A 21800-nucleotide genomic window follows, 5' to 3' on the forward strand; every position below is an offset into this window, starting at 1 on the left:
CGGCGCGCGCCTTTGCCTTGTCTGCGATTACCGCACGACGATGGTTCCGGTCATATGCGGATGCAACGAGCAGAAGTACGTGTACGTGCCCGGCCGATCGAACACATGCGAGAAGGTGTCGCCGCTATCGAGCGGGTCCGATTTAAAGGACTTCGTTTCATCGACCACGGTATGCAGCATGTCGTCGCGATTGATCCACGTCACCTTCGTTCCCGCCGGGACCGTGAGCGTCGGCTGGCTGAACGCGAAGTTGTCGATGGTGATGGTCGGCGCGGCCACCGCGGCGACTTGTTGCGTGGGCTCTTCGGCGCAAGCAGAGGGCATCAGGCCGAAAAGTCCCTTGACGATAATCGCGACCGCTAGCTGACGCACGCATCGTCCTGCGAAAGAGGCATTCATGCGCGTGCTCCTTCGAGTGACGTATCGACGATGGCCAACTGTTCGCGTCCCGGTATGTGCGTGACCGCTCGCAGGCCCAGCATGGACCGCAACTGTTCCGCGCCGACTTTCATGGGTCCGGGGCCGGCTGCCGAACCGGGCGCAGGCTGAGGAAATGCAGTCGACATCGCGGAATAGAATCGCATGTCGCCTTCCACTTTTTGCGCGACCTGATGGACGTGTCCGTTCAACACTGTCACGGAACCGAAGCGCTTCAGCAGCGCGAGCGCCTGCGCGCTGTCGTCGGTGCCCCAGCCCCATTGCGGGTAGAGCGCCCAAAGCGGAATATGCGCGAAGACGACAATCGGCGTGCTGCTGGTTCTTGCCTGCAAGTCCTGTTTGAGCCACGCGAGTTGTGCGTCGCCGAGAAAGCCGAGGCCGCCGCCCTTCAGATCGAGGACATTCGTCAGGCCGATGAAATGGACACCGCCTTCATCGAAGCTATACCAGTGACGCGCGCCGCCTTTGCCATACTGGTCCGCGAAGCCCGCAAAAAACGGATCGCCGTTTTCGACGAGCACGTCATGCTCGCCGGGCACGTAATGCACCGGCATGCCGGCATCGTTGATGATCTGCGTGGCCGTGTCGAACTGAGCGGGCTTGGAAAGGTGCGTGATATCGCCTGTGTGAATCATGAATGCGGGCCGCTGCGGCATCGCGCGGACGTGATTGATGGCTTCCTGAAGCGTGCCTGTCGGCTCCGTATTCGGATCTTTGTTGAATCCGATATGACTATCGCTGATTTGCACGAAACTGAAAGAGCGCGTGGGTTCGGCGGCATGAGCCGACGAAATCAGTTGCGAGCGCGGCACGCCGCCGCTAATCGTCCAGAGCACGCCCGCACCGGCCCACGCCATGCACGAGAGCGCCGTGCGCCGGCGTTTGCCGTGATCGTCGAGTTCGGACGGACAAGATAAGGGAGTGAGTTCGGTTTGCACGGCGGCTCCTTGATGAAGTGGCGTATCCAGCGTCCATCGAACCGGCGCAGCGCCTCCGATATTCCCGAATGAAACTTTTTTCGCTCAGTCGAAATAGGAAGGAATAAATCGGCGAGACGAGCGGTAACAGCGAGTGTGGGCGCAATCAATAGGTTCGAATTCGGTGGCATAGGGAGATCCGCGCAATGTGGCCAAGCAGGTCGAAGGTAGACGAGTCCCCGCATGCGCGCTTCGAAGCGACGGTCATGCCGCATCTCGATGCCGCCTATAACCTTGCGCGCTGGCTCTCGGGCAGCCCGAGCGATGCCGATGACGTCGTGCAGGAAGCCTATCTGCGCGCGTTCCGTTTCTTCTCGGGCTTCGAAGACGGCGATGAATCGAACGCGCGGGGATGGCTGCTCGCCATCGTGCGTAATACATGGTTCACGGAGTGGCGTCGTCGCGTGCAGTTGGCGGACGCGACGCCATATGACGAGGAGATCGCTGGCGATCAGGCACTGCCGGGATGGTCTGACGATGCCGGCGCGAGTCCGGAGACGCTCGCAGTGCGCAAGGACGAGGTGCAACTGGTGCATCGCGCGCTGGAGTCACTGCCTCTGGTCTTTCGGGAGGTGCTGGTGCTGCGTGAGCTGGAAGACATGAGTTATAAGGAAGTGGCCGCCATTACGGGCGTGCCGATAGGAACCGTGATGTCGAGACTCGCGCGCGGCCGGAAAATGCTGGCCGCAGCAGTGCGCGCAGCGCAGGGCGACAGACCGAACGTGCGGCTCGTGCGTAAATCAGAACCGGGTCATTCCGAGGAATCGGGCAATGGACAATAACGAAACCGCCTCGCTCGAAACGAGGTTGACCGATGGCTCGCTGTATCACCGGGCGCCCGCGCACCTGCGAGCGCAAGTGCTGGCGCGCGTGCGGGACGAAGCGGCTCGCGAAACACGCCGGCAATCGCCAACGGCTAGCACGCGAAACACATGGCGGCTGCCTTTTTCCACGCCGTGGCCCTTCTTCGGCGGGGCATTCGCGGGCGCGACGTTATCGGCAGTCGTGCTAGGCGCCGTGCTCTGGGTTCAGACCGCGGCCCGCATGCCGTCCGAATCGCCGATCGCGCAAGAGATCGTATCGAGCCATGTGCGGGCGCTCATGTCGGATCGTCCAATAGACGTTTTATCCAGCGATAAACATACGGTAAAACCGTGGTTCAACGGCCGCATCGACTATGCGCCGCCGGTCATCGACCCGGCAGGACCCGGCTATGCGCTGGTCGGCGGACGGCTCGATTACATCGGGCACCGCCCGGTAGCGGTGGTCGTTTATCGCTATCTGAAGCATCCGATCGACGTGTACGTGTTCCCCGAAAAAGCATCGACAGGGTCGCAAAAGGACGCCAAGGCAGTCGTCACGCGCTCCGACGACGGCTATGCGCTTGCCCGCTGGACCCAGGACGGCATGACGTTCTGGGCCGTGACCGATGCGTCCGGCGCCGTGCTGCATCAGTTCATACAGGCGATCGAGGCCGGCGCGCCTCGCTAATGCACATAGCACGGCACTTCTGGATGACGCGCATTTCTCGCTGCGCTCATTTGGTGTTACCTTGCCCGAAACGGACAAGGAGACGCCATGAACAGCAGCAGCGCCCCGCCTCGTCACCACGCCTTTTCGTCGTCGGCACGGCTTGTCGAGCGCGGCAAGATCGTGTCGGCGCGCGAGGCCGTGCGCCTTATCCGGTCGGGCGACACGGTAGCAACGAGCGGCTTCGTGGGCGTCGGCTTCGCGGAAGAAGTGGCGATGGCGCTCGAAGCGCGCTTTCTCGAAGGCAAGACAGCAGGCGACGCCGAAGCAGACGAGTCGATCGCGGATCTCACTATCGTCTATGCCGCCGGCCAGGGCGATGGGCGCGCGAAAGGCCTCAATCATTTCGCGCATGAAGGGCTCGTGAAGCGTGTCATCGGCGGACACTGGGGACTCGTTCCCGGCTTGCAGAAGCTCGCCATCGAGAACCGCATCGAAGCGTATAACCTGCCGCAAGGCGTGATTTCGCAACTCTTTCGCGATATCGCAGCGCATCGTCCTGGCCAGTTATCGACTGTCGGTCTCGGCACGTTCGTCGATCCACGCAATGGCGGAGGAAAACTCAATGCCCGCACGACCGAGGATATCGTGCGTCTCATGCAGATAGACGGCACCGACTATCTGTATTACAAGGCCTTTCCCATCGACGTCGCGATCGTGCGCGGAACGACCGCCGATCTGAACGGCAACATCACGATGGAAAAGGAAGCGCTGACGCTGGAAGCGCTCTCCATTGCAATGGCCGCGCGCAACTCTGGCGGCATTGTCATCGCGCAAGTGGAACGGCTCGCCGAGTCGAACACGCTCAACGCGCGGCAAGTGAAAGTGCCGGGCGTCATGGTGGATTGCGTCGTTGTCGCGCGCCCGGAGAATCACTGGCAGACTTTCGGCGAGCAATACAGCGCCGCGTTTTCCAGCGAATTGCGGGTCGCCGCGGGTTCACTGCCGCCCATGCCGCTCAACGAACGCAAGGTGATCGCGCGTCGCGCCGCCTTTGAACTGATGGCCAATAGCGTGGTGAATCTCGGCATCGGCATGCCCGAAGGCATTGCGAGCGTGGCCAACGAAGAGCAGGTGATCGACCTCTTCACGATGACGACCGAACCGGGCGTGATAGGCGGCATCCCGGCTGGCGGCCTGAATTTCGGCGCGGCGACGAACACGCAGGCGATCATCGACCAGCCATATCAGTTCGATTTCTACGATGGCGGCGGGCTGGATATCGCCTTCCTCGGGCTTGCGCAAGCAGACCGCGAAGGCAATCTCAACGTGAGTAAGTTCGGACCCAAGCTCGCCGGCGCAGGCGGATTCATCAACATCAGTCAGTCGGCGAAGAAGGTTGTTTTCGTCGGAACGTTCAACGCAGGCAAGCTCAATATCGTTATCGAAGACGGCAAGCTCCTCATTCGCCGCGACGGGAATTGCCGCAAATTCGTGGATGCCGTCGAGCATCGCACGTTCAGCGGGCCCTATGCCGTGGAGCGCGGTCAGACGGTGATATACATTACCGAACGCTGTGTGTTCGAACTGACGAGCGAGGGGTTGGCGCTGAAGGAAGTGGCGCCCGGCATCGATGTCGAGCGCGATATCGTGGCTCAGATGGACTTCCGGCCCGTGATTCAGTCGCCTCCGAGCCTGATGGATCCGCGCATTTTCACGGACGAGCCGATGGGTCTGCGCAAGATTCTGCTAGGCCTCGATCTTTCGGAGCGATTCAGCTACGACCCCGACAAGAATCTCTTCTTCATCAACTTCGAAGGCTATGAGGTGGCGAGCCTGCACGACGTCGAAGCAATTCGCCTTGAAGTCGAGAAGCAACTTGCGGGCGTGAGCGTCAAGCCGCACGCTATCGTCAATTACGATAACTTCTCCATTCGCCCCAGCATGCTCGACGCTTATTCGGAGATGGTCACGCGGCTAGTCAGTCGGTTCTATGGCGGCGTGACGCGTTATACGACGAGCAGCTTCCTGCGCATGAAACTCGGCGATGCGCTGAAACGCCGGGGCGTCGCGCCTTATATCTACGAAAGCCCGCAGGAAGCGCGCGAACACGGCACCCGGCGGCCTCGTCAATCCTAGCTTCTCGCTGTTTGAGCCGGAGACGTTTGCTTCTCCACCCGCAAGCGGCTATGGCGTATGCCGTATGTGAAGTAGATGACGATGCCGATCGCCATCCATATGATGAGGCGTATCCATGTATCGGCAGGTAAGCCGGACATGAGGAAGACGGACGAGATCGCCCCTAACGGGGCCACGATGAACACGGCGGGCGTCTTGAACGCCCGCTTCAGTTCAGGTTGCGTGATACGCAAGACGAGCACGCCGACGCAGACCACGGCGAATGCGAACAGCGTGCCGATGCTGACGAGTTCGCCAACGAGACCGATCGGAAGCAGCCCGGCAAGGACCATGACGATCAGGCCGGTGATGATGGTCGTGATGTACGGCGTATGGAAGCGCGCATGAATCTTCGAGGCGAAGGGCGGCAACAAACCGTCTCGCGCCATCGAATAGAAAATACGCGGCTGGCTCAGCAGCAAGACGAGAATGACCGATGTCAGGCCGAAGATCGCGCCCAACTTCACAATGGGCGAGAGCCAGCGCATGCCGATGGCATCGACGCCGACGGCGATCGGGTCTGAGACGTTGAGCTTGTCGTACGACACGATGCCCGTCAGCACGTACGAGACGAGGACATACAGAATCGTGCAGATGGTGAGCGAACCGAGCAGGCCGATAGGCATGTCGCGGCGTGGATTGCGCGTCTCCTGCGCGACGCACGACACCGAATCGAAGCCGATATAAGCGAAGAATACGACCGCCGCGCCGCGCAGGACGCCGCTCATGCCGTACACGCCGGATTCGCCGGTATTGGGTGGAATGAATGCGCCCGTGGGATTCTTTGCGGTGACCCAGTGACTCGTATCGACATACGCAATGCCTGCTGCGATGAACGCAAGCACGATCAGCACTTTGATGACGACGATGAAGCTGTTCACCCGCGCCGATTCGCGAATGCCTATCACGAGCAGGATGGTGATAAGCCCGACGATGACCATGGCCGGCACGTTGAGGATAGCGCCGGCGTGACTCCATCCCTTGCCGGGGTCATAGGCGAAGGGCGCTTGTGAAAGCTGCGCAGGAATGTCGATATGCAGCGAATGCAGGAAGCTGACGACATAGCCCGACCAGCCGATCGCCACCGTCGTTGCGCCGACGGCATATTCCAGTATCAAGTCCCAGCCGATGAGCCATGCAATCAGTTCGCCCATCGTCGCGTAAGCATAGGTGTAAGCGCTTCCCGAAACCGGAACCGTCGAGGCCATTTCCGCATAACAAAGGCCTGCAAGCGCGCAGACGATTGCGCCCAGCACGAACGATATGACGATGGCAGGGCCTGCATTCGCAGCCGCGGCGTGTCCGGTCAGCACGAAGATGCCGGCGCCGATGATGCAGCCGATGCCGAGCATGGTGACATCGAGCGCGGTAAGCGAACGTTTCAGCGCGTGGCCGCCTTGCTCCTGCAGAACCTCCTCTGTTTCCGACGCTTCCTTTTGCAGTGCAGCGACGGTTTTTCTCTGCATGACGGCCACGATCACCTCCGGTCTCTGGCAAGGCACTTGCAGGGCGATAGATGCGCGCCGCCCTGAGGCCGCTGTTTCGTAATAGCAGATTTCCCCGGGGAATACGAGAACGAAGCCGCGCATGCCGGGGCGCATGGATCGGGAAACGCCCGGACGCTTAAGCATTCGCCGTGCCGAAAACCGCGTGCGCAGCGGGGTGATTCATGGCGGTGGGTCCGCTCGCGCGCAGAGCGGCACTATAATCGGCTTGTCGGTTTCGCTTTGACCAACGGGACTTGTTGCGCGAAGGTGCAACGCTCCCTGCTTATTCCTTGACGTGGAGATCAAATATGTCGATCCGCATTGGCGATGAAGCCCCCGATTTCACCGCAGAAACCACCGAAGGCCCGATTCGCTTTCACGAGTGGATCGGCGACAGCTGGGCGATCCTCTTTTCGCATCCGAAGGACTTCACGCCCGTCTGCACCACCGAACTCGGCTATATGGCGAAGTTGAAACCCGAGTTCGACAAGCGCAACACCAAGGTCATCGGCTTGTCGATCGACCCGGTCGACAATCATGCCAAGTGGGCGAAAGACATCGAAGAAACGCAGGGCACGGCCGTCAATTACCCGATGATCGGCGATGCGGACCTGACTGTCGCCAAGCTCTACGACATGATTCACCCGAATGCGAGCGGCGGCGGTCCGCGCACGGCCGTCGACAACGCCACGATTCGAGCCGTGTTCATCATCGGTCCGGACAAGAAGATGAAAGCGACCTTCACGTATCCGATGAGCGCGGGCCGCAATTTCGACGAAGTGCTCAGGTTGCTGGACGCGCTGCAACTGAACGCGAAGCACACCGTCGCCACGCCGGTGAACTGGAAGCCGGGCGATGACGTCATCATCCCGACCTCGGTTTCCGACGAAGACGCCAAGAAAAAGTATCCGGAAGGCTTCAAGACGCTCAAGCCGTATCTGCGTACGGTCGCGCAGCCGAAGTAAGCGGTTGCAGGACCTTCGATGCGCTGTGCGGGCTCCCGCGCAGCGCATGTTCTCAGACATGCCCCGTGCGTCTTTCCGGGGACGTGTCGACTTCCCCGGGACGGCGCAGCATCTTGTCCACTTCGCCTGCGTGCAGTTCCTCGGTCTGAATCATCTGCCGCGCATATTCTTCGAGCGCGACCGAGCGGTCTTCCACGAGCCTCAGCAGATCGCGATAAAGGTCCAGCGCGACTTTCTCTGCTTGCAGCGATTCGCGAAGAATCGTCGCGATATCGAACGTATGATTGTCCAGCAGCGGGCCTATTTCCAGCGATGGATACGCGCCGAGCGTGGTGATCCATTCGCCCGCCTGATGCGCGTGCATCAACGATTCATCCGCCTGTGCGCGCAGCCATGAAACGATCGGTATGCGGCCGAACCCGAAGACGAGAAACGAATAGTGCGTGTAACGCACGACGCCGGCGAGTTCGGATTCGAGAATCCGGTTCAATACGGCGACGACTTCTTCCTTGTCGAGTTCTGCCATCTCTGCCTCCGAGTCTCAATGCCGAGCGGCTGGCATACCGAATCATTCACGGAATCACTGACCGAATCATTTGACCGAATCATTTGACCCATTGTAGTCATTGATTCCTGCACTCGCATTGGAAAAGGCAGAGGCAATTACACGGCTTCTTCTATCCAGATCGAAGCAGTACGCTCGAGCATGTGCGACATGATCGCTCGCGCGCTTTCCGCATCGCCGGCGTCGATGGCGCGGACCACTTTGCCGTAATCGCTGATCTCCGACTCGGGCATGCGCAATAGCCCCTGAGGGTGACTGCGCAACGTGGCTTTGAAGGTCCTCATGGCCACACGCACCACGCTACCCATCTGGCGCAGAATCTCGTCACCGCTCGCATCGAGAATAGCGTTCAGCAACGCTTCTTCCGTGGTCGCCTGGGAGGCTTCCTCGGGACTCGCATGCACGAGCCGCTGAAATGCTGCGTTGATACCGATGCGCTGATGCCTGTTCGCACGCGCCGCCGCAAGCGCGGCCGCCGGTGGATCGACGAGCGATCGAAATTCGATCAGACGTCGCAGACAGTCGGGATCGGGCAGGGCGCGCAAGCGCCACTCGGCCACTTCGGGATCGATGATCAGCCACTCGTGCGCAGGCCGAATACGGGTGCCAGTCTTCGGCCGTACATCCAGCATGCGCCGCGAGATGAGAACGCTCAATGCCTCTCGCATGATGGTGCGCGAGACACCATGCTTCTGCGAAAGAAGGATCTGAGGCGGCAGAATGTTGTCTTTGTATTCTCCGTTAATAATGCCCGCGACGAGTTGGTTCACCACGCGCTTGACGAGCGATGCTTCATATCCATGGTTCATTTTTTGTTCTCGTGAAAACACCCCACGCTCCGGCTGCGCGTCGCCCGTTCCCGGGCCGCTACCGCTTTTCCTGTCTATGCGGCGCCTCGGCGCGCCGTAAGTTGGTCTCCCTACATTGCCTGCCTTCCCGGCACTCTCTTCGCCGGGAAGGCGTGCAGTACATACCCCGTAGCGGTCGGTCATGGTCTGGAAGCGCGCCGTCTATCCGCTGCAGCAAGCGTATCGCCCCTCGGCATGATTTAACAATATGGTTCATTGGTAATTCGACTGACTATCGTGCGTCGTCCCACAAACTTCCGACGACATGCAGAGCGCAAGCGTTTGCGGGTTCAAGCCCGCGCCGCAGGCCTTTAGCGGTGTTGTGATATTTTCCCGTTGCAAAGCGAACTGACTTCGCGTGATGCAGTGACCAGGAGAAACCAAACATGAAGATTGCCGTCATGGGCGCGGGCGCAGTGGGCTGTTATTACGGCGGCATGCTCGCTCGCGCAGGACACGAGGTCGCGCTGATTGCCCGGCCCCAGCACGTCGAAGCAATTCAGCGAGAAGGCTTGAGGCTCGATACGCAGACTTTCGATGAGCACGTTCGCGTGTCGGCCAGCACAGACGCGAGCGCGGCAAAGGGCGCGCAGTTAGTGTTGTTCTGCGTCAAGTCGACTGATACGGACAGCGCCGCACAGGCACTCGCGCCTTATCTGGATGCACGCTCGCTGGTCTTGTCGCTGCAAAACGGCGTGGAGAACGCCGAGCGTTTGCGCGAGTTGCTGCCGCACGAAGTCGCGGCGGCCGTAGTCTATGTTGCTGCGGAAATGGCAGGTCCCGGGCATATTCGCCACCATGGGCGCGGCGAACTGGTCATCGAACCTTCGACCATGAGCGAAGACGTCGCGCATATGTTCGCCGCCGCGAACGTGCCTACCGAGATATCGGACAACGTGCGCGGCGCCTTATGGGCGAAGCTCATTCTCAACTGTGCGTACAACGCGCTTTCGGCCATTGCACAGGTACCTTATGGTCGACTGGTTCAGGGCGAGGGCGTCACGCGTGCGATGCGCGATGTCATCGACGAGTGCGTTGCCGTCGCCAAGGCCGACGGCGTGACGCTCCCCGGCGACGTGGATGCCGCAGTGCGCCGCATTGCAGAGACCATGCCGAACCAATATTCGTCTACGGCACAGGACCTTGCGCGCAGCAAGCACAGCGAGATCGATCACCTGAACGGTTTGATCGTTCGGCGCGGCGAAGCCCTGGGGGTGCCGACGCCGGCTAATCGCATGCTCCACGTGCTGGTCAAACTGGTCGAAGCCAAGGCGGAGTGAAAAGGCGGCGGGCAACTCAGGAACGGCCGATGCTCAATGTTGGGAGCAGGCGCAGAAATGCTGGCGCCGTCTAACAACTGGAGGGTTTGTCATGAAGTCGATCGTTAAAGCAGTTGCTGCTGCCGTTGTGCTCGCCGCCCCGGCGCTTTGCTTCGCCCAAACGGGCTCCGCCGTCGACCGGAGTCAGGTGCAGCAGGATCTGCGGCAGGTAGAAGCCGCAGGCTATAACCCCGGGGTGTCGGATCGCACGACCTACCCCAGCGATGTCCAGCAGGCAGAAAGCCGCGTCTCCCGCCAGAATGGTGCAGTGGGAGGCGCAAATAACGCATACGGTGGCGTGAACAACGGGACGTCCGCGGCGGGCATGCGTGAATTGCGACCGATGAACGATGCGAACAAGCCGGTCTATTTCGGGCACTGAGCTTTATCGACAATCAGGTCACTCACGGCGGATTGCGGCGCGCGGTGGTGAGGCGCGAGCGGGGCGTTGACTAGACGCCTTCGCGCAGTCCGTCGCCGCTACGGGTGACTCTCGTTATTCAAGCCCGCTTGCACCTTCCTGATGACTGTCTCACTCCCGTACGCTTTGGACGACCATTGAGACTGCCCGCGTCAATACGGTCAATCGATGCGGTTTGCTCAATTATTGTTGAATGGCCGGTTCCTACTCAACGCGAATAATAAAGATAATAGTTGTCCCGCAACTATCGCCGCGCCTATTGGCAAACGGCCAAAGCTCATCGCGTTACGCCAGAAGGAATAACTACCAGTTGACAGTTTCATGAAACGCATCGGGCTGCAAAAACAGCAATCTGTTCTTGGTTGCGCGCGATATGTTTGCTAGCATGTAAACACCATCGCGCCGAACCCACAAAGGCTTTGGTCCGGTGGCACAAGATTCTTCGTTATCGGTTGTCGCGCACTGACAACCGCTTGCCGACATTGACGCAATGCTAACGAAATCTCGCACTCATTGACTACGCTCTGATTTCGCATCAAGCGAATCGAACTAATTCGCCGTGGCAGTCGTGTAAGACATGACTGTGAATACCGGCATTTCTCTTTGCTTTAACAGTTGAAAGCAGGACCGTTACAGTCACCATCGGCTTCAAGCGGATGGTGCGCAGTCATGCGCCTGCGATTCCGTGATATTGCGGGAGGGAAAGTGGAAACCGAACTCAGTCTCAAACTGGCAAAGGCATTGCGACGCTGCGCCTCACATCGGCGATTGCTGACGTATCAGCGTTTCCATGCGTTGTGCGACAAGGACGTGCCGCTTACACAGCGTTACGCCGCGCTGGAGTCCGCAGTCAAAACGCTCGGCGACGTCGAGGACATCGACTATGGCGTGCTTCTCGCGCTCGACAGTGGCTTGCCGGGAGCCGAGTTCTTTCAGCGTTACTTGCGCTACCGCCGCGGCGAATACGTCGCAATGATGGGCGACCCGAGATTTCATCGTCAGACGGTGGCCTCGAAGAAGGCCCTCGTTGCCCGAGAGCGCGACCGAGTCTATGCACACGCGCGCCTTGCTGCACAGGAAGCCGTCGATCCTGCGATGGCCGCACGAAGCGAGGACAAGCACACGGGCGATGCCTTCGCCTACCACGTCACAATGATTAGGGCGCTGCCGTAACCGCCAATCAATAGCTCAATCGAACCGAAATGTCGGAAGGCGACATTGCGAAGTCGACTTGCTCAATATAATCGCGACAACCAGCACACCGACGCTGCGGATCTCGCACGACGAATCCCGCGGCAAAAGGCGAGCAAAGGGAGCGGGGGCATCCCTTGGGATTCGTGTATGTCGCCAGAGCGAGGACAGAACAATGAAACCGGTCGTATTCGGTGGGCGATTGGGGTGGCTGCATGCAGGAACGGGTAAGCGGGGCGTCGTGCTTTGCAATACCTATGGCCATGAGTATGTGTGGACCTATAGCGGCTTTCGTCTGCTTGCGGACATGCTCGCGGCCCGGGGCCTTTGGGTCTTGCGTTTCGACTACATCGGCACTGGCGATTCCATTGGCGACGATGCCGCGCCGGGTCAGTTCGAGTCGGCGGTCGATGACATCGGCGCCGCCGTCGATTTCCTGAGAGAGCAGACGGGCGTCGAACACGTGGCGCTCTGCGGCTTCCGAGTGGGCGCAGCATTCGCGTTGCATGCGGCACTGCGACGCCCCGTAAACGAACTCATGCTCCTTGCGCCGGTCGTAAGCGGGCGCACGTACATGCGCGAACTGAGCGTGACGCGCAAGACCTGGCTAGAGAAGCTCGCCGCGCCGTTGCGGGAAGCACAGCCACAGGACGGACCGCTCAATGTTCTGGGTCAAACTTATGCTGAAGACTTCAGGCGTGATATCGAAGCCGTCGATCTAGCCGCCAGCGTCAAACAGTCGGGCGTTGCACCCGCGCCCCGCGTTCTGTTGATGCATGGACGTGTCGGTTCGAAAGACGCGTTGCGCGATGCGCTTGCTTCGCTCGATGTCGACGTACAGGTTCAAGCCTTCGACGACCTCACCGGATTCATTCAGGAATCGGCCTTCATGGTCACGCCGCATGCAGCGTTCGCGCAGGCGGTGCAGTGGCTTGCCGACGGAACGCACGAGCGTTGCAACGAACCGTCGATGCCGACTGAATGGCCCGAGGACATGAGCATCGAAACGCCCGAAGCCATCGAGCGGCCCGTGAAAATAGGCGAGGACGGTCTCATCGGCATCATGTGCGAGCCGCGCCATCCAGTGTCGCGTGGCTCCGCATTTCTGCTTGCCAATACATCCGCCAGTTCGCGTGTCGGTGATAGTCGGCTCTCCGTGCGCATTGCCCGCGATCTCGCAAGACGTGGCATCGCTTCCTTGCGTTTCGATGCGCGTGGCCGCGGCGATAGTCCCGCTGCACCCGGCCTGGGTCAGACCGATACGCCCTATAGCCGCATCTATCATCCGGTCGCGACACGCGATACGGCGGCGGCCGCACGGTGGCTCTCGCAACGCGGCTACGCGTCGATTTTCTCGTTCGGCATATGTTCCGGCGCCTATCACGCACTCAAGGCGGCCGCGTCCGAGCCCGCCATTACAGGCGTGATCGCCGTGAACATTCCGACGTTCAAACAGCCCGAGGACAAATCAGCGGACGAGATGCGTCAATCGACACGCAATTCGATGGCGGGCTACGCAGCGTCGATGTTCGAGCTGGAGAAATGGAAAGCGATACTGCGCGGCGACAAGAACCTGCTGCGCGTGCTCGGCTTCATTGCGGGTTATGTCGGGACGCGCATACGTTCGCGCATCGCGGACCTGTTCCGCCTTGACAGCTCGACGGTTGCGTCTGTCGAGCAAGCGACGACGCCTCAAGCGATCGCCCGCGTGCTCGATGCCAAGGGCGTCAAGACCTTGCTCGTCTATGGCAGCTATGACGCGGGGCTCGATCTGCTGGCCGCGCATTGCGGCAAGTTGGGCGTGCGCTTGTCGCGATACCCGAACGTCCGCGTGATGACGTTTCCGGACATCGACCATTCGCTGTTCAATCCGGCGAGCGCGGCGCAAGTCATCGCGCTATGCGAAAGCGTCATCAAGGAAACGAACGCGCCGGTACGAGAGGGGACATTAAGCGTGCGCGCGCCCGCTGTCTCCTGAGCGAATCTATCGCACGCCGACGCGATAGCGCGTGGTCTGACTGTAGCGCTCTCCGGGCCTCAGCACCACGCGCGACGCATCCGGCATATTGATCTGGTTCGGGAACGCACCGGCTTCGAGGCACAGCCCCGCATGAATGCGATACGGCTTGCCGTCGCGGCCGGGCACGCCTTGCAGATAGTTGCCGGTATAGAACTGCAAGCCGGGCGCGTCCGTCGATACGGTCAATTCTCTTCCGCTCGCAGGGTCGTACAGCACCGCGACCTTGCGCACGGCGCCATCGTTCGTATCCGGCAGAACATAGCAATGGTCGAAGCCGCTGGCGCGCGCAAGACGAGCATCCGGCCACTCCAGTCGCGCGCCGATGGGCGCGCCCGCGCGAAAGTCGAACGCATTGCCAACCACGCTCGCGCGAGCGACGGGAATCATGGCGTCGTCTACATCGAAGAAGCTATCCGCGTCTATCGCAATGACGTGGCCGCGTATGTCGCATGCGCCGGGCGAACCGTCGCCGCACAAGTTGAAATAGGCATGATTCGTCAGATTGATGGGCGTGGGTGCATCCGCGACGGCATCGTACTGAATCGTGAGCGTGCCATCGTCGTCGAGCGCATAGCGCACCGTCGTTACGACGTTGCCCGGGAATCCGGCGTCGCCTTCCGGCGACTCGTGCGTGAGCACCAATGCGCCGTCGCTTTCGCGTGCGTTCCATATCGCTCGATGAAAACCCGCCGCGCCGCCATGAAGATGTTGCGAGCCTTCGTTGCGATCGAGCGAATAAGTCACGCCGTCCAGCACGAAGCGCGCATCGCGAATGCGGTTGGCCCATCGCCCGATGATGCCGCCCAGAAACGCGCGACCCTTGAGATACGCTTCGGGCGTGTCGTGTCCGAGCAGAACATCGGCCACGCGGCCCGCGCGGTCCGCTGCATGCCATGAGACGAGCGTCGCGCCGAGATCGCTGATCGCGACTCTCATGCCGTGTGCGTTGCGCAGCGTAAAGAGACGCACGCTGTCGCCGCCTGGCAGGCTGCCCCAGCGCTCGGCGGAGATTCGGTCGGGGTTCGTTCGGGCGACGCCCTCGGTGTCGGCGATATTCATAAGTCGATGCCCTTCGTAGCGTCAGGCAGTGTGCGAAGACGTGGCCTGAAGCCGTTCCTGATATTCGCGCGGAGTGCAATCGAGCTCGCGCCTGAAGACGGCGTACATGTATTGAAGCGATGTGAAGCCACAGCGTATCGCCACTTCCGCACTGGGTATGTCCTGCTTCGCAAGCAATTGCTTGGCCACCTGTAGCTTGTGGCTGAGGATTTCCTGATGCACCGTGCAGCCCAGTTCGCGCCGGAAGTGATCTTCTAGCGATGAACGCGATACACCAACGTAGTCCGCAACCTGGTCGGTCTTGATGCCCTGGCATCCATACTGGCGAATGTAATGGCGCGCGCGCATCACATAAGGACTCGCCACGGGTTGATGCCGCGTGGATTCGAGCACGTTGATGCCGACCGGCGGCACGAGTATTCGCCGCCCTGCAAAGCGCGCCCCGCCGAGCATCTGATGCAGCAGGTGGGCCGCCGTTCGTCCCATTTCCTCGGTTCCCTGAATCACCGACGAAAGCTCGATGCGCGTGAGCGAGCGCGTGAGCGGATCGTTGTCGATACCGATGATCGCGACTTCCTCGGGCACCGCAATGCCTGAAATGAGGCACGCTTGCAGCAGATGCCGCGCACGCGCATCGGTGACGGCAATGATGCCGACGGGCTTCGGCAGAGCTTGCAGCCACGATGTGAGTTCGGCGCTTGCCTGGCTCCATACCGGGGCGCTCGTCGGCAAGCCACGATGTATCTCCGCTTCGAGTCCGTCCGCTTCGACCAGCGCCTGAAACGCGTGTTCGCGCTCCTGCGCCCAGCGGTTCTCGCTGGATTCCGGCAGGCTGTACAGCGCGAAGCGTTGCAGTCCCGCGCTGATGAGATGCGTATAGGCGAGCGATACGAGCTTGGCGTTGTCCGTGGCGATATAGGGCAACGATGCCGGATAACACGCCGCATCGTGATACGAGCCGCCAACGGCCACGACGGGAAGCGGGCAATCGGCAAGCGCGTCGCAGACGGCGGGATCATCGAAATCCGCGATGATGCCGTCGCCATCGAAACGTTCTATGCCCGTCAGCCGCGCCCTGAAATCCTCTTCCAGAAAGAGGTCCCACGCGACGCGCGTGGACAGCAGGTATTGGCCGATGCCCGTGATGATTTCGCGGTCGTACACCTTGTTGGCGTTGAAGAGCAACGCGATGCGATGCGGACGATTCATGAAAATCTCTTAGCGGACTTAAGGGTTTTCCATATGTGAAGCGTGACTGCTGACTATGCAGCCGCTTCATTCTCGCTTCATTTTAATGGCATGCGTCATTCAACTCCGGCCATTGCCGAGAATCGCTAATCACGCTGGCGAATTTCGCAATTGAAGCACCGGGCGCACGGCTGGCAGCATGGCGTCACTCTAAAGCGCGATTCAAACGCGCGCATTCCAAAACAGGAGACGCGATGCCTTCGCTCGAACATCTTCCGAGCGCCCGTTTCGAGGGTGCAGGTTCAGACAATCCGTTCGCTTATCGTCATTACGATGCCGACAAGATGGTCCTCGGCAAGCGTATGGCCGATCATCTGCGGCTTGCCGTATGTTACTGGCATTCGTTCGTGTGGCCGGGCGTGGATGTGTTCGGCGCCGGCACGTTCGATCGGCCGTGGCACAAAGGCGGCGATGCGATGGAAATGGCGCGCATGAAAGCCGACGCCGCGTTCGAATTCTTCGGCAAACTCGGCACGCCGTTCTATACATTCCACGATACCGACGTCGCACCGGAAGGCGCGAGCATTCGCGAATACGTCGATAACTTCAAGCGCATGCGCGACTACCTCGCGAGCAAGCAAGAGGCAAGCGGCGTGAAGCTGCTCTGGGGCACGGCGAACCTGTTCTCGAATCCGCGTTATGCAGCGGGCGCCGCCACGAATCCGAACCCGGACGTATTCGCCTTTGCCGCTACGCAAGTGCGCGAGGCGCTGCAAGCCACGCTCGATCTCGGCGGCGAAAACTACGTGCTGTGGGGCGGCCGCGAGGGCTACGAGACCCTTCTGAACACGGACCTCAAACGCGAGCGCGAACAGCTTGCGCGCTTCCTTGCGATGGTCGCCGAACACAAGCACAAGAATGGCTTCAAGGGCGCACTGTTGATCGAGCCGAAGCCGCAAGAGCCGACCAAGCATCAATACGATTACGACGTCGCCACCGTGCATGGCTTTCTCACGCAATTCGGCCTGCAAGACGAGTTCCGCGTGAACATCGAAGCCAATCATGCAACGCTTGCCGGGCATTCGTTTCACCACGAGATCGCGACGGCCTTCGCGCTCGGCATTTTCGGCAGTATCGACGCGAATCGCGGCGATCCGCAAAACGGCTGGGATACGGATCAATTTCCGAATAGCGTGGAAGAACTCACGCTCGCGCTTTACGAGATTCTGCGCAACGGCGGCTTCACGACAGGCGGCATGAACTTCGATTCGAAGGTACGCCGGCAGAGCATCGATGCGGAGGATCTGCTGCATGGCCACATCGGCGCGATCGACGTCATTGCGATCGCGCTCGAACGCGCAGCGAGGCTTGTAGAGAACGATCGGCTCGCGGAACTGAAGGCAGACCGCTATGCCGGTTGGGAATCCGAATTCGGGCGCAAGGTGTTCGCGGGCGGCTATTCACTCGACGCACTGGCGAACGATGCCGTCTCTCGCGGAATCGATCCGCGGCACGTAAGCGGTCAGCAGGAGCGCCTGGAGAATTGGGTCAATCGCGCGATCTACGGGTAAGCGACGATAAAAAACGTTAGCCCAAGCGGTCGATTTCGCAATTGCAGCGCGGGCGAATAGCGGCCACTCTTCGAGTCGAAACAATCATAGCGACGCCTGCGGACACGTATTCGCGGCGCACTGTATGTAACGCCGGGCGCTCTCGCACGACTACGCCCGCGGCCATTCAAAACAGGAGTGAGACATGAAATCATCCATTCGCCGTTCGGTATTGAGTTCGCTCGTCTGCGCCGCCATGTGCGCAGGCTTTTCACTGGCGGCGCCGCTCGCGCACGCAAGCAAGGACAAGCCCGAGATCGGCTTTTGCATCGACGATCTGCGTGTCGAACGCTGGTCGCGCGATCGCGACTATTTCGTAGCGGCTGCGACGAAGCTCGGCGCGAAAGTGTCGGTGCAGTCCGCCGACGCAAGCGAAGCGCGTCAGATTTCGCAGATCGAGAATCTCATCTCGCGTGGCGTCGATGTCATCGTGATCGTGCCGTTCAATTCGAAGACGCTCGGCAACGTCGTGGCGGAGGCGCACAAGGCGGGCATCAAGGTCGTGTCGTATGACCGCCTGGTGCTGGACGCCGACATCGATGCCTATATTTCCTTCGACAACGAAAAAGTCGGCGAATTGCAGGCGCAAGGCGTCTATAACGCGCAGCCCAAGGGCAATTACTTCCTGCTCGGCGGTGCGCCCACCGACAACAACGCGAAGATGCTGCGAGAAGGGCAGATGAAAGTACTGAAGCCCGCTGTCGATCGCGGCGATATCAAGATCGTGGGGCAGCAGTGGGTGCCGGAATGGAGCGCATCCACGGCGCTGCGAATCACCGAAGATGCGTTGACCGCGAACAACAACAAGATCGATGCAATCGTCGCATCCAACGACGGCACGGCGGGCGGCGCCATTCAGGCGCTAGCCGCGCAGAAGCTCGCGGGCAAGGTGCCGGTGTCGGGGCAGGACGCCGACCTCGCCGCGGTCAAGCGCCTCGTGGCCGGCACGCAGACCATGACGGTCTACAAGCCTCTAAAACTCATTGCAGGCGATGCCGCCAGGCTCGCCGTCGATCTCGCCAAGGGCAACAAGCCCGCGTTCAACGCGAAATACGACAACGGCAAGAAGCAAGTCGACACGGTCCTGCTGCAGCCGACATTGCTGACTAAGTCCAACGTCGATGTCGTCATCAAGGACGGCTTCTATTCGCAAGCGCAACTGGCCGGCAATTAATGGTCCTGCGGGCATTGCCTTAGGCGATGCCCGCTTTGTTCAGCACAGTCAGGACACCAAGCATGGCACAGGCGCTATTGGAGATGCACGGCATCGCCAAGTCGTTCGGCGGCGTCAAGGCGCTCGACGGCATCGACCTCGTCGTGAATCAAGGCGAATGCGTGGGACTTTGCGGTGAAAACGGCGCGGGCAAGTCGACGCTCATGAAAGTGCTGTCGGGCGTCTATCCGCATGGAACGTGGCAGGGCGAAATCATCTGGGATGGCAAGCCGCTTCGGGCGGCCGGCATTCGCGACACCGAGCATGCGGGCATCATCATCATTCACCAGGAACTCATGCTGGTGCCGCAACTGTCGGTGGCCGAGAACATCTTCCTGGGTAACGAGATCACGCTGCCCGGCGGGCGCATGAATTACCCGGCGATGTATCAGCGCGCAAGCGAACTGCTAGGCGAGCTGAACATACAGGGCATCAACGTGGCGCAGCCGGTGATGAATTACGGCGGCGGCCACCAGCAATTGATCGAGATTGCCAAGGCGCTCAACAAGAAGGCGAGACTGCTCATTCTCGACGAACCTTCTTCATCGCTTACCGCGTCGGAAACGCAGATTCTTTTGGATATCGTGCGAGACCTCAAGCGGCGCGGCGTCGCCTGCGTGTATATCTCGCACAAGCTCGACGAAGTCGAAGCCGTGTGCGACACCGTGACCGTGATTCGCGACGGCAAGCACGTCGCGACGCATCCGATGCGGAACGTCAGCACCGACCGCGTCATCGCGATGATGGTCGGGCGCGAGATCACGAATCTCTTTCCGCGCCCGGCGAAGGAAGACCGGCAGCCGATCGGCGAGGTGGTGTTCGAAGCGCGTCACGTGACATGCTTCGACATCAACAATCCGAACCGCAAACGTGTGGACGACGTGTCGTTCGCACTGAGAAAAGGCGAGATTCTCGGCGTCGCGGGGCTCGTCGGCGCGGGGCGCACCGAACTCATGCAGGCCGTGTTCGGCGCATACGCGGGTCAGAGTGCTGCGCAGGTCATCGTGAAAGGCAAGCCCGTTGCCATTCGCACGCCCGGCGACGCGATCGCAGCGGGCATCGCCATGGTGCCCGAAGATCGCAAGCGTCATGGCATCGTTCCGCAACTGGGCGTCGGGCATAACATCACGCTCGCGGTGCTCAGGCGTTTTGCCAAAGGCGGACGTATCGATACGGCTGCGGAACTCGATACCATCCACACCGAGATGAAACGGCTGTCCGTGCGCGCGGCGCATCCGATGTTGTCCATCGCGAGTCTGTCAGGCGGCAATCAGCAGAAGGCCGTACTCACGCGCATGCTGTTGACCAATCCCGATGTGCTGATTCTGGACGAACCCACGCGCGGCGTCGACGTAGGCGCGAAGTACGAGATTTACAAGCTGATGTTCGAACTCGCGCAACGCGGCGTATCCATCATCATGGTGTCGTCGGAATTGCCGGAAGTGCTCGGTGTCTCGGACCGCGTGCTCGTCATCGGCGAAGGCCAGTTACGAGGCGATTTCGTCAACGACGGCCTCACGCAGGAAGACATTCTTTCGGCCGCCATCGCAACGCGGCAGGAAACCGACTCAATCGATTCAGCGAGCCTCGCATGACTCCCGATCTCATTTCGACGCCCAAGCCAAGCAAGGACGAGAAGGGCGCGCCGCAGCCCGCCGGCCAGCGCATGAAGCAGCTCTTCACGCGCTATAAACTCTTAGCGCTGCTGCTCGCCGTCGCCGTCATCTGGCTGTTCTTCTCGTTCCTGACCAATGGCGCGTTCGTCACGCCGCGCAATCTCTCGAACCTTTTGCGGCAGATGTCGATTACCGGCATGCTTGCGTGCGGCATGGTGTTCGTCATCATCTCCGGCGAGATCGACTTGTCGGTGGGCTCGCTGCTCGGGCTGCTCGGCGGCGTGGCCGCGATTCTCGATGTCACGTATCACTGGCCTATCGCGGCGACCTTGCTGGTAGTGATGGTGCTCGGCGTTGCCATTGGTCTTTTCAACGGCTGGTGGTCCACTTATCGAAGAGTGCCCTCGTTCATTGTGGGACTCGGCGGCATGCTGGCCTATCGCGGTGTTTTGCTGGGTATAACCGGCGGTTCGACCATTGCGCCGGTGTCGGATTCACTCGTGTTTATCGGGCAAGGCTACTTGCCGCGCGTGGCCGGCGATACGCTCGCCATCGCGCTCTTCGCTCTGCTCGCAGTGTTGACCTTGCGCCAGCGACGCAGCCGTCAGCGTTATGGCTTGCCGGTTGTCGCGGCGTGGCAGGACGGCGTGAAGATCATCGCGGCGGGCGTGATTCTCTTCGCATTCGTCGCGACGCTGAACCGTTACGGCGGCATTCCGGTCCCCGTGCTCGTGCTGCTCGCGCTGCTCGGCGTCTTCACCTATATCGCGACGCAAACGGTCTTCGGCCGGCGCATCTATGCGGTCGGCTCCAATCTGGAGGCGACGCGCCTGTCCGGCATCAACACCGACCGCGTGAAGCTCGCCATCTTCGCGCTCATGGGTTTGATGTGCGCGTTCGGCGGACTCGTCAATACGGCGCGTCTCGCGGCTGGCTCGCCTTCTGCCGGATCGATGGGCGAGCTCGACGCCATCGCGGCATGCTTCATCGGCGGAACGTCGATGCGTGGCGGCTCCGGCACCGTGTATGGCGCGATCATCGGCGCGCTCGTGATGGCGAGCCTCGACAACGGCATGTCGATGCTGGATGTCGACTCGTACTGGCAGATGATCGTCAAAGGCGCGATCCTCGTGCTCGCCGTGTGGATCGATGTCGTGTCGGGAACCGCGCGTCGATAAGCGCAAGCAGCGAGGTGCCGGGCGGCAGGCGGCCGCCCGCGCATCGACGAGGTAAAG

At 60.7% G+C, this 21800-nt stretch carries 19 protein-coding genes; 12 read left to right on the plus strand and 7 right to left on the minus strand.

Annotation, left to right across the window (positions count from 1 at the left end):
• Window positions 1-27 precede the first annotated feature (27 nt).
• Both LDZ26_RS16225 and LDZ26_RS16230 read right to left on the minus strand, forming a co-directional pair.
• Window positions 28-399 carry a cupredoxin family copper-binding protein gene (locus LDZ26_RS16225; RefSeq protein ID WP_244849203.1) on the minus strand — a complete coding sequence of 124 codons (372 nt, stop codon included), beginning with the start codon at window positions 397-399 and terminating at the stop codon, window positions 28-30.
• Window positions 396-1295: a metallophosphoesterase gene (locus LDZ26_RS16230; RefSeq protein ID WP_244850250.1), complete on the minus strand. Its 900-nt coding sequence runs from the start codon at window positions 1293-1295 to the stop codon at window positions 396-398. Before LDZ26_RS16230 ends, LDZ26_RS16225 begins: the two co-directional genes overlap by 4 nt.
• A gap of 266 nt (window positions 1296-1561) precedes the next feature.
• Between LDZ26_RS16230 and LDZ26_RS16235 the strand changes: the two genes are divergently transcribed.
• The 3 genes from LDZ26_RS16235 to LDZ26_RS16245 all read left to right on the plus strand — a co-directional run bounded on the left by LDZ26_RS16235 (window position 1562) and on the right by LDZ26_RS16245 (window position 5024).
• Complete coding sequence (locus LDZ26_RS16235) at window positions 1562-2197, plus strand: RNA polymerase sigma factor (protein ID WP_244849204.1); 636 nt, start codon at window positions 1562-1564, stop codon at window positions 2195-2197.
• Window positions 2187-2906 carry an anti-sigma factor gene (locus LDZ26_RS16240; RefSeq protein ID WP_244849205.1) on the plus strand — a complete coding sequence of 240 codons (720 nt, stop codon included), beginning with the start codon at window positions 2187-2189 and terminating at the stop codon, window positions 2904-2906. Before LDZ26_RS16235 ends, LDZ26_RS16240 begins: the two co-directional genes overlap by 11 nt.
• 87 nt (window positions 2907-2993) lie before the next feature.
• Window positions 2994-5024 (plus strand): acyl CoA:acetate/3-ketoacid CoA transferase, encoded by a 2031-nt coding sequence (locus LDZ26_RS16245; protein ID WP_244849206.1) that lies wholly within the window; start codon window positions 2994-2996, stop codon window positions 5022-5024.
• Here LDZ26_RS16245 and LDZ26_RS16250 read toward each other — a convergent pair.
• Window positions 5021-6529 carry an amino acid permease gene (locus LDZ26_RS16250; RefSeq protein ID WP_370650733.1) on the minus strand — a complete coding sequence of 503 codons (1509 nt, stop codon included), beginning with the start codon at window positions 6527-6529 and terminating at the stop codon, window positions 5021-5023. The genes LDZ26_RS16245 and LDZ26_RS16250 overlap by 4 nt on opposite strands.
• Before the next feature lie 329 nt (window positions 6530-6858).
• On the opposite strand from LDZ26_RS16250, the gene LDZ26_RS16255 reads away from it, so the two are divergent.
• A complete protein-coding gene (locus tag LDZ26_RS16255) occupies window positions 6859-7515 on the plus strand; it encodes a peroxiredoxin (protein ID WP_244849208.1) in 657 nt (218 codons plus the stop codon).
• 52 nt (window positions 7516-7567) lie between these two features.
• On the opposite strand, the gene LDZ26_RS16260 is transcribed toward LDZ26_RS16255, so the two are convergent.
• Entirely contained in the window at window positions 7568-8041 is a 474-nt protein-coding gene (locus LDZ26_RS16260) for a bacterioferritin (protein ID WP_244849209.1), read from the minus strand.
• A 137-nt stretch (window positions 8042-8178) separates the two neighbouring features.
• Window positions 8179-9072 carry a FadR/GntR family transcriptional regulator gene (locus tag LDZ26_RS16265; protein WP_244849210.1) on the minus strand — a complete coding sequence of 298 codons (894 nt, stop codon included), beginning with the start codon at window positions 9070-9072 and terminating at the stop codon, window positions 8179-8181.
• Window positions 9073-9314: 242 nt separating this feature from the next.
• On the opposite strand from LDZ26_RS16265, the gene LDZ26_RS16270 reads away from it, so the two are divergent.
• From LDZ26_RS16270 to LDZ26_RS16285, 4 genes are all read left to right on the plus strand, one after another.
• Window positions 9315-10208: a ketopantoate reductase family protein gene (locus tag LDZ26_RS16270; RefSeq protein ID WP_244849211.1), complete on the plus strand. Its 894-nt coding sequence runs from the start codon at window positions 9315-9317 to the stop codon at window positions 10206-10208.
• A 91-nt stretch (window positions 10209-10299) separates the two neighbouring features.
• Window positions 10300-10629, plus strand: coding sequence for a DUF4148 domain-containing protein (locus tag LDZ26_RS16275; RefSeq protein WP_244849212.1), 330 nt, complete (start codon window positions 10300-10302; stop codon window positions 10627-10629).
• 654 nt (window positions 10630-11283) lie between these two features.
• Complete coding sequence (locus LDZ26_RS16280) at window positions 11284-11841, plus strand: hypothetical protein (protein WP_244849213.1); 558 nt, start codon at window positions 11284-11286, stop codon at window positions 11839-11841.
• A gap of 193 nt (window positions 11842-12034) precedes the next feature.
• Window positions 12035-13837: a serine aminopeptidase domain-containing protein gene (locus LDZ26_RS16285; protein ID WP_244849214.1), complete on the plus strand. Its 1803-nt coding sequence runs from the start codon at window positions 12035-12037 to the stop codon at window positions 13835-13837.
• A gap of 6 nt (window positions 13838-13843) precedes the next feature.
• Here the strand turns inward: LDZ26_RS16285 and LDZ26_RS16290 are convergent, their stop codons facing one another.
• Window positions 13844-14938, minus strand: coding sequence for an aldose epimerase family protein (locus LDZ26_RS16290; protein ID WP_244849215.1), 1095 nt, complete (start codon window positions 14936-14938; stop codon window positions 13844-13846).
• Window positions 14939-14959: 21 nt separating this feature from the next.
• Window positions 14960-16147: a DNA-binding transcriptional regulator gene (locus LDZ26_RS16295; protein WP_244849216.1), complete on the minus strand. Its 1188-nt coding sequence runs from the start codon at window positions 16145-16147 to the stop codon at window positions 14960-14962.
• Window positions 16148-16380: 233 nt separating this feature from the next.
• Here LDZ26_RS16295 and xylA point away from each other — a divergent pair, with 233 nt between their 5' ends.
• From xylA to LDZ26_RS16315, 4 genes are all read left to right on the plus strand, one after another.
• Complete coding sequence (gene xylA / locus LDZ26_RS16300; protein ID WP_244849217.1) at window positions 16381-17697, plus strand: xylose isomerase; 1317 nt, start codon at window positions 16381-16383, stop codon at window positions 17695-17697.
• A 184-nt stretch (window positions 17698-17881) separates the two neighbouring features.
• Window positions 17882-18910, plus strand: a complete 1029-nt coding sequence (xylF, locus tag LDZ26_RS16305; RefSeq protein ID WP_244849218.1) for a D-xylose ABC transporter substrate-binding protein — start codon at window positions 17882-17884, stop codon at window positions 18908-18910.
• 62 nt (window positions 18911-18972) lie between these two features.
• A complete protein-coding gene (gene xylG / locus LDZ26_RS16310; RefSeq protein WP_244849219.1) occupies window positions 18973-20544 on the plus strand; it encodes a D-xylose ABC transporter ATP-binding protein in 1572 nt (523 codons plus the stop codon).
• A complete protein-coding gene (locus LDZ26_RS16315) occupies window positions 20541-21743 on the plus strand; it encodes a sugar ABC transporter permease (RefSeq protein ID WP_244849220.1) in 1203 nt (400 codons plus the stop codon). The genes xylG and LDZ26_RS16315 overlap by 4 nt, the downstream gene beginning before the upstream one ends.
• Window positions 21744-21800 lie beyond the last annotated feature (57 nt).

This window comes from Caballeronia sp. SL2Y3, from assembly GCF_022879575.1.
Taxonomy (GTDB): Bacteria; Pseudomonadota; Gammaproteobacteria; order Burkholderiales; family Burkholderiaceae; genus Caballeronia.